The following is a 7,577-nucleotide window of genomic DNA, read 5'->3' as shown; positions in this document are numbered from 1 at the left end:
TGGTTGCCTCCAGAACGATGGACTGGTAAAGGCAATCCGCGCCGGAGCAGAGAGGCGCATCGCCGTCCGCACCCTGCGTGAGTTGGCCGTCATCGTCCAGACGGATGTCCGTATCGGTCAAGCCGGTCATAAAACCACCTCCCCAATGATGACAGGCTCCACGGTGTTGAAGGCGTAACCAACCGCCACGGTGGCCCCTGTGTTAAGCTGCAGCTTCGACCGTACTGCCGGAATCTCCGGATAGCTCTCATCCTCGTTGCCGAACTGATCCAGCACCCGGAGGGAATACTCAAACCAGTGAGCCTTGATGCTGCCGTTAAACGATGTCGAAGAATCGGTGTTTGTAATCTGAAGGTTGGTAAGCGTGTAGGTATCGGAGAGCATCTGCGCAGCGGTGACGGATGCATACACGACGGCAGGCCGCTTCAGGTGCGGGTACTGCTTCTCCACCACGGTTTTCACAAACTGTTCCAGGTCTCCCATTTGCGCCTCCTTCAGCTAAAATAAATGTACGTGCGAATGAACCCGTCTTCGTTGGTGGAGAAGACCACCTTCGAGACTTCAAAGGTCCCGGTCACCTTCGGATGTGTAACGGCAATCTTGTGGGAGTGCTTGACGAATGGAGCCGAAACCGTCTCAATGATCCACTCACCGCCCGAGCGCTCCAAGCTCAGGATGTTAATGCCGTACTCAAAGGCATAGACCTTATCCTGCGTCGGCGCGGTGCCCCAGTAAAACGTACCGCCCGAAAAAAAGAACTTGTTCTTCAGACCCCAGGCAACATTGACCGCGCTGATTGCCTTGACGCCGGACAGGCCGCATATGGGGACCCGCTTCCGCTCCGGGTATGTCTGGGGTGACAGGCTCACGTCTGTGATGTCTGCCAGCGATAAGAAGTGGGAAATCATCTCCTGAGGCGTTGTGTTGAGGTAGGTGTCATTGATCGTGAGATCCTCCAGAAGCAGCATGGCATCCTTCAGGATGATCTCGTCGGCATTGGCACCGGTACTGTAGGGTTTGGCTACATAGCCGGAGAAGGTCTCGTCATAGACATTGTTATAACCCAATTCAACGGAGGCCGATGCCTTTCTGGACAGAGATATCTTTTCCTGATACTCCTCGGTGAAGCGAACTTTCGCCCAGTCATAATAGGAGTCTTTTGAGGAATGAACCTCAATGCGAATCCCGCGATCGAAGGTATAGCCCCCGGCATGAACGGCGATCTGCGGGTAGTACAGCTCCGTGATTTCCATGCTGCCGACCTCCTTTAGTAAGGCATCTGCGCCACACTGTTGAGCGCATCTGTTGAACTGGCGTCGTCCACAGCCGGAGATTGCCCCCGCTTCGTTGTGAGATAGGATTTGTAGTCTGCGGTCAGATTGCTGGATGCGCTGCCGCTGCTGCCGGAGCCGGACTTCTTAGACGCCTTGATGGTTTGAGGGACATACTCCCAAAACTCAAGGGTGACTGAGAGCTGGTCCCGCTTGCTTTCCATCTTGTGGGTCAGCCCCTTAAACAGCACCTTGCTGATTCCATGGGCAGCAGTGTCCTCATTCACAAACGGAATTGGCTGGGGGACGGTCTGCCCGGACTTCCGAAAGAGAGTCCGGACGACCGCCAGCCGCTGATACTTGGTCTGCGTGGCCGTATCGTCGAGGATAAGCTCAACATTGATCTTCGCATCCTCATAACCCGTGGCCTGCTTGGGCTTTGTGGAGCTGCCCTCCACGGTCTGCTCATCAATCTGGGCCGACTCCACGACCTCAATACTTTTGACGACGCCGGGGAGGACGACTCCATTCACCTTAACGCTTTGGTCTTCAAGAAATATCATAGCCGTCCTCCCTCAGTTAAGCCGGTTCGGGACTTAAATCGTCCGATTCACCGTCGTTTCCGTTGGCATAATCTTCAATCTCGGCCAGAAGCTTGAGCAGCTGCTTCAGGTCCTTCATCTGCTTGAGGTCCACCGGCATGAGCAGCTTCTGAATAATCACGCGCTTGCCGCCGGAGGAGCTGCTCTTCGTTTCATCGGTATCTGCGTCCTGATCGTTGCCGCTGCCGAAGCGAACCTTTTTAACAGGCTCACGGTCCAGCGTAACCTTTGCCTTGCTCAATCCCTTCTGGATTGCCTGCGCCGGTGCGGCCTGTGCCAGAGATACGCCCTGGGCATAGGTCGTCATGGTCCTGCGGCCCGAGAGCGTCAGCGTGGAGAGGGGGCCTTCCTTGGCGTCGGAGTGGGGGAACAGATTCCCGATCTTGCCGAAGATACCCTTTACCGCCTCGATCGGTTTTGACGCCACAGACTTGATGCCATTGACAAAGGTGGTAATGAGCCGTTTGCCGGACTCTCCGAACCATGCAATCTTCTCGCCGATCCATGTGATAAATCCTTGAAAGCCGTTTTTGATCCAGTCAATTCCGGCTCCAACTCCATTGCAGGCGGCTGTCCACGCGGTTTTGAAGAAGGTCGTCACCTTGTCCCAGTTCTTGTAAAGCAGAACAATCACTACGATCAGGGCCACGATACCGAGGATGATCCAAGTGACGGGGCTGGCAAGGATCGCCGCACCGAATTTGCCGATGGTTGAAATTAAGCCGGGGAGCGCACCGCCCACCTTCCTGATCGCATCCATGGCAAACATTCCATAAAGGCGAACTGTGGTAATTGTGTCGGGAAGGTTCGCAATTGCTTTACCAAAACCTCCAAGAAGCCCGGATGCTTTTGTGAACACAAGCCCGATGCCACCGACTACGGCAATCGTTGATCCGGCCACTGTCAGGAATCCGCCGAGGCCAAGCGCCACGAGCATGATCACCTTCACGAGCTGCTGGTTGTTCTGGACCCATGCTCCAAACTGTTCAATGCCTGCAGCGCTTTTCTCCATGAGTCCGCTGATTGTCGGAAGCAGCGTGTCGCCGATGGCTTCCTTGACGTTTTGCACCTGCTGCTTCAGCACTTGAAAACGCTGTGGGTCTGTGGAGTTGATGGCGCTGGCCATATCCTGCGTAATCTGCACCCCGGAGCTGAGCGCTCCGTACATATCCACAATATTGCCCTGCAGGTCGCCGGTCTTGTTGTACATGAGATCAATTAAGGAAACCGCTTCGGAATCTCCGAATGCCTGCTGGAGCTTCATCTTTTCGGCTGCGTCCATGGTCTCGCCGAATTTGCCCCGCAGCTTGTCAATGATCTCCGGCATACTGAGAAGTTGATTATTGGTGTCTGTGAATTTAAGGCCCAGCTCCTCGCCTCCCTTTGCCACGGAGCGAAGGAACGCCTTATACTTGGTGCCTGCCTCCGCACCGCCCATGGTGGACTGCAGCATACCCAGAATGGAGAGCTGTTCCTCCAGCGGTATATTGGAGTTGGTAGCCGAGGCTCCCAGTGTCTGAATGGAATTGGCCATGCCGGAGCCGGTGGTCTTGAATTGCTTGACGCTCTGGGCGATACCTGATGAGAACATCTCCCCAAATTGGAGGTCGCTCAGATCGCCGTAGTAATCCTTGTAGATGTTGTAGCCGGTGGCAAACAGCGACGTCATTTCTCCCGCTGTGGATTTTGTGGCCTTCGCCGTGAGGCTGGCCAGATCGGTCATCTGCGCGACGCCCTCATCTGAAAGCGTCGCAATGCCGCTCTTGATGTCGTAGGCAGCGCTGATGAAATCGGACTTCGTGGTCCCGGCCCATGTATCTGAAAACTTTTTGGCGGCGTCTTCAACGGCCCCCAGGTCTTTTACGCCCAGGGAAGAAAGCTCACCCAGCGCGTTCTTTGTTTCAAATGTCGCCGCCACCGGCGCGAGTGCCGCGTCTGTGATCTGCGCACCGATTCCGGCCATGGCCGCGCCCGCCTTGGCGGCATTTGCGAAGGACTGGCTCAGTCCGTCAATTTTGGAAATGGAGCTTCCTGTGCTGGCTGAAACCTTAGCCATAGGCCCGGTCAGGTTGTCGATCATGTTCATGATGAGGGACAATTTAAAAACGGATTCTAAACCCATGCTTGCCTTTCACCTCCCGTTGTGATATTTTGGAAGAAAAGAGGAGGCGCTGATGATGGTCATTTTTGGGGTAATGCTGAAGGTGTTGGTGTTCGCGCTTTGCCTTGGCGTTGGGCTTGCTGTGTTGATTTTTGTTCCTTTGGCTATCTACATCATTCCATACTGCCTATGGGTTGGATTCCAAAACAACGTTGGAAAGCAGAAGGACAAAAAGGGCGAGAGTACGTCTAGAATGATTCGAAATGCAACCGTACTTTATAAAGCAAAGTTATCCGGGAAGGAGCCGATCTTTTAAGGTCGGCTCCTTTTTTATTCCCCAAACACTTCGGAGATGGCCTTCGCAAAAAGAGCCTGCTCAAGCTCCTGAACGTAACGTGCCTTTGCCAGATAGCTGAGAAACTCATCAAAATCAACCTTCGCCGGGTCAAAATTCTCTAAGAGAGGAGGAGGGAGGAACCTGTAGATTTCCAGTAGCCCGCTTTCATACAGGCTCCCCTTGACCTCCTCGACCTTCTCCCTTAGAGCTTCTTCAAATTTACCGAGTTGGTCAGGCCCAGAATCTCCGTGAGCTTGTTGCCAATGGTGATGGCGATGCCGGGGTTTACCTCCATATCGGAGATAAGCCGTTCCTGATCCTCGTCCACCACGGCATCCAGCATGAACGCCTTGCTGGCCTTGGTGATGCCCTGGGAAGCGGTCTTGATGTAGCGATCATAGCTGGGCACGGACGGACGCTGGAAGTAGTAGGAGTATTCCTGCTCCTCCGTATCATCCACGGGTACGGTCATGGCCACGCAGTAGACCTTTCCATACTTCGATCTAAGAGCCGCTTCTTTGGATTCCCTCGTTCCTGCCGCCGTAACGGCGGTGGACTGCGCGGTTGTGGCTTCTGCTTTCATGATTTCTTCCATTGAGTGATCCTCCTGCTATCAATTATTTTGAGATAACGGTGTCCAGTAACGCCGGTTACACGGGCTCGACGCCATCCTGCACAATGCCGCCGAAGATCATCATGTCCATATCCACCTTGATGGACTTGTCACCCTGGGCGGCTTTGTTGCTGCGTTTGGAAAACTTGACCTTGCGCAGCTCGTCAATGCGGGTGCGGTCTTCTGCGTTGGCGTAGGAAACCACAACGGACGGGATGTACAGCTTATAGAACGGGATGCCCTTTGCCTTGCAGTAGGCCAGCAGGGCCTCATAATCATCCCGAAGCACCGTGATTTTTCCGGACGATTTATAATTGCCGGTGCCGTATCCTCTGGGCTTGTTGCCTTTTCCGTAGGTCTCTTCCATGTCGAACTCGTCGTCATAGTCGATTTCCTGAACCTCCAGCACAAGGCCGGGAATCTTGACATCCACATCGCCCCAATCGTAGGCTTTACCATTTACTTTCAGTGACATGGTTTATTATTTCCTCCCCTCATGCCTTGGCCTGTGCCCGGCCCAGATCAACCTCAATCTCGCGGATATACCCTCTGGAAAGATAGCGGATTTTCACCCGCATCTTTTCATCGTCGAGGATGGTCTCCGCCTGGCCGTCCGGTACGGTAATCTCTGCAGAACTGATCTCGTTTGCTTCAATCATCTTCTGCAGGGGCGGGAACATGAACCTCGCGCGGGTCTCAAGCTCCCCCTGCACATCTTCCAGATCAATGTCGTCCTTCAGAATGGGGATGGCCTCCTTGCGGGTTTCGCGGATGATCTTGTTCAGAACCCGCACGTCCTCGGCATAACGGTAGTCGCTGCCCGACGGGCTCAGCATTCTGGCGTTGTATACGTAGAAGTAATCAATGCCGTCGTAGTCCCGGAAGGTCAGATACCCTGCAGTGTCAAGCCGTTCGATCACCTCGCGGATACCCTCGGGCCGCAGTTCCAGAAGGGAGTCCTTGGGAATCCCGAAGCCTGCCTCCTCGCGGACCTTGCCGACACAAACCTGCACCGAGGATTTTGCATAGAGCCCGGACACAAGCCCGGCAAGATTGACGTCCTGCGTGGTGCCATCCAGCTTAACCAGCAGGCCACGGGCGGCAACCACCTGAATATTGTAGTTTGCAACCTTGGCCCGGTCGGCCTCCATCCGCAGCGCATAGGTCAGCATATCCTCCCCATCTTCGGGGGTATAGGCTTCCAGCGTAAAGAACAGGGGCTTCTTGTAAGTATCCTGCAACTCCAGCTGTGCAGCGCTGACGGCCTGCCAGAGCGCCGGAATGCTCTCGCCGACGATATGGACAAATTCAAATACAATGGGAATTGTCCTGAGCTTGTCGATCGCGGCCAGCACATCCGCGTTGGTCATGGTGGGGGCCGTGCTGGCGGCAGCGTAGCTGTCGCCGACAAGGAACGAGCTGGGCTTCTGCTCTGCCTCGGTTGCCTCAACGAAGGTCACGGTCAATCCGGTGCCGGGGATTTCATAAGCGCCGGACAACGGTACCGTGATATCGTCGCTGAAGCTGTAGCCGCCGTCGATGGAATAGGCGAAGGAAGCCGTGTTGAGCGTTCCTTGGGCGGTGATCTTTACAAGGATGCCAAAAGCGTTGGTAGGGCTTCCGGCAATTGTCAGGCTCCCGAAGCCGGTACCCGTTTTATTGAACAGCCCCACCGTTCCGGGGGTGGACGCTGCGACCGGGATGCAGTACAGTTTGCTGGACCCCCACTGCACGGAATCCATCGCGGCGTCCGCAAGCGGAGAAAGTCCAAGCGCGGCCTTGATTTTGTCCGCTGACATGTCTCCGACAATCAGGATCGGGGCGTCGGATACGATAGGGGAAACGCCGATCTTGACGTGCAGGCCGTCGCCCTTTGTGGTTGACAGGCCCAGCAGACCGTCTGTGACTTTATGAGTTACGTCTCTGAGCATTTAGGTTTTCGCCCCTCTTTCTTTTACGGATCGCCCGTCCATGGGGGCTCCGCTGAATTTGCTGACCGCAGCGAGAAACTCCTCGCCGGTGAGCAGCTTACCGGGCTTCCATCCGTTTGCGGAGCAGACCCCCGCAAACACAGGCGCTTTGATACCGTGCTTGCGGCGCAGCTCCTCAAGCTCCAGAAGCTCCGAAGAATCCGTCTGGGATTTAGTTGCCATTAGTAAATTCCATCCTTTCTACGGACTCGACCTCCAGAGCGGAAATCTTTGTGAAGTCCGTGTCCTTATAGAGACCGCCGTCAAAACTGATATTGATCTGAACGGCCACCTTTGATTTAAGCAGGGTATCGTCCTTATCCACCCAAGCCGCATCCTCCACCGTGATCGGAACATAGTTCCCCCTGATATAGATGCCCTTGTTCAGACTGCACAGGAACGCCTCAAACAGGGTCTCAACGGCTTCGTCGGAGTAATCTCCGATAATCACATTGAACATCAGCTTCCGGTCAAAAATTTTCCTCCTCTTTTTCCGCGCTCCCTCTTCGTCTTTAAAATAGGTTTTGGAGCCGTTTCGGAGGATGCCCTCTGACTCGAACAGCACTGCGCCGATGTGACTTTCCAGGCTCTTTTCCAGAGCCTTCTCGCTGGTATAGGGATTGGACTTGAGGCCTGCGGCTTTGAGCTTGTCCAAAAGATACCGCTTGCTTTCGGCGTACATA

The 7,577-nt window shown here is 54.7% G+C and carries 10 protein-coding genes; 1 reads left to right on the top strand and 9 read right to left on the bottom strand.

Annotation, left to right across the window (positions count from 1 at the left end; translation table 11 throughout):
* Window positions 1-126 precede the first annotated feature (126 nt).
* The 4 genes from RT018_RS02085 to RT018_RS02070 are packed head-to-tail and all read right to left on the bottom strand — an operon-like array spanning window position 127 to window position 3,995.
* Complete coding sequence (locus tag RT018_RS02085; protein ID WP_312938889.1) at window positions 127-483, bottom strand: carbamoyl-phosphate synthase subunit L; 357 nt, start codon at window positions 481-483, stop codon at window positions 127-129.
* Window positions 484-494: 11 nt separating this feature from the next.
* Entirely contained in the window at window positions 495-1,253 is a 759-nt protein-coding gene (locus RT018_RS02080; RefSeq protein ID WP_312938888.1) for a serine/arginine repetitive matrix protein 2, read from the bottom strand.
* Between the two features lie 14 nt (window positions 1,254-1,267).
* Complete coding sequence (locus RT018_RS02075; RefSeq protein ID WP_312938887.1) at window positions 1,268-1,834, bottom strand: transcriptional regulator; 567 nt, start codon at window positions 1,832-1,834, stop codon at window positions 1,268-1,270.
* A 16-nt stretch (window positions 1,835-1,850) separates the two neighbouring features.
* Complete coding sequence (locus RT018_RS02070) at window positions 1,851-3,995, bottom strand: phage tail tape measure protein (protein WP_312938886.1); 2,145 nt, start codon at window positions 3,993-3,995, stop codon at window positions 1,851-1,853.
* Between the two features lie 52 nt (window positions 3,996-4,047).
* Here RT018_RS02070 and RT018_RS02065 point away from each other — a divergent pair, with 52 nt between their 5' ends.
* Complete coding sequence (locus RT018_RS02065) at window positions 4,048-4,290, top strand: hypothetical protein (protein ID WP_312938885.1); 243 nt, start codon at window positions 4,048-4,050, stop codon at window positions 4,288-4,290.
* A 223-nt stretch (window positions 4,291-4,513) separates the two neighbouring features.
* Here the strand turns inward: RT018_RS02065 and RT018_RS02060 are convergent, their stop codons facing one another.
* From RT018_RS02060 to RT018_RS02040, 5 genes are read right to left on the bottom strand one after another with little or no spacing between them, the layout of a single operon-like run.
* The gene (locus tag RT018_RS02060; RefSeq protein ID WP_312938884.1) at window positions 4,514-4,906 is read right to left on the bottom strand and encodes a hypothetical protein; all 393 of its coding nucleotides are present in this window, start codon (window positions 4,904-4,906) and stop codon (window positions 4,514-4,516) included.
* Between the two features lie 55 nt (window positions 4,907-4,961).
* Window positions 4,962-5,399 carry a hypothetical protein gene (locus RT018_RS02055; protein ID WP_312938883.1) on the bottom strand — a complete coding sequence of 146 codons (438 nt, stop codon included), beginning with the start codon at window positions 5,397-5,399 and terminating at the stop codon, window positions 4,962-4,964.
* 19 nt (window positions 5,400-5,418) lie between these two features.
* On the bottom strand, window positions 5,419-6,855 hold the full coding sequence (locus RT018_RS02050) for a DUF2586 domain-containing protein (protein ID WP_312938882.1): 1,437 nt from the start codon (window positions 6,853-6,855) through the stop codon (window positions 5,419-5,421).
* Window positions 6,856-7,077: a hypothetical protein gene (locus tag RT018_RS02045; protein ID WP_312938881.1), complete on the bottom strand. Its 222-nt coding sequence runs from the start codon at window positions 7,075-7,077 to the stop codon at window positions 6,856-6,858.
* Entirely contained in the window at window positions 7,067-7,576 is a 510-nt protein-coding gene (locus RT018_RS02040; RefSeq protein ID WP_312938880.1) for an SON protein, read from the bottom strand. Before RT018_RS02040 ends, RT018_RS02045 begins: the two co-directional genes overlap by 11 nt.
* Window position 7,577: the final 1 nt, after the last annotated feature.

Origin of the sequence: Oscillibacter sp. (assembly GCF_032060045.1) — a bacterium.
GTDB lineage: Bacteria > Bacillota > Clostridia > Oscillospirales > Oscillospiraceae > Oscillibacter.
Note: the sequence above shows the minus strand (reverse complement) of the source record. Positions and strands in the feature narration are given on the sequence as shown.

Coding starts and splice junctions, on each gene's coding strand:
- RT018_RS02065 (WP_312938885.1), top strand. CDS start 4,048: ATGATGGTCATTTTTGGGGTAATGCTGAAGGTGTTGGTGTTCGCGCTT.
- RT018_RS02080 (WP_312938888.1), bottom strand. CDS start 1,253: ATGGAAATCACGGAGCTGTACTACCCGCAGATCGCCGTTCATGCCGGG.
- RT018_RS02070 (WP_312938886.1), bottom strand. CDS start 3,995: ATGGGTTTAGAATCCGTTTTTAAATTGTCCCTCATCATGAACATGATC.
- RT018_RS02055 (WP_312938883.1), bottom strand. CDS start 5,399: ATGTCACTGAAAGTAAATGGTAAAGCCTACGATTGGGGCGATGTGGAT.
- RT018_RS02085 (WP_312938889.1), bottom strand. CDS start 483: ATGGGAGACCTGGAACAGTTTGTGAAAACCGTGGTGGAGAAGCAGTAC.
- RT018_RS02040 (WP_312938880.1), bottom strand. CDS start 7,576: ATGTACGCCGAAAGCAAGCGGTATCTTTTGGACAAGCTCAAAGCCGCA.
- RT018_RS02050 (WP_312938882.1), bottom strand. CDS start 6,855: ATGCTCAGAGACGTAACTCATAAAGTCACAGACGGTCTGCTGGGCCTG.
- RT018_RS02045 (WP_312938881.1), bottom strand. CDS start 7,077: ATGGCAACTAAATCCCAGACGGATTCTTCGGAGCTTCTGGAGCTTGAG.
- RT018_RS02075 (WP_312938887.1), bottom strand. CDS start 1,834: ATGATATTTCTTGAAGACCAAAGCGTTAAGGTGAATGGAGTCGTCCTC.
- RT018_RS02060 (WP_312938884.1), bottom strand. CDS start 4,906: ATGGAAGAAATCATGAAAGCAGAAGCCACAACCGCGCAGTCCACCGCC.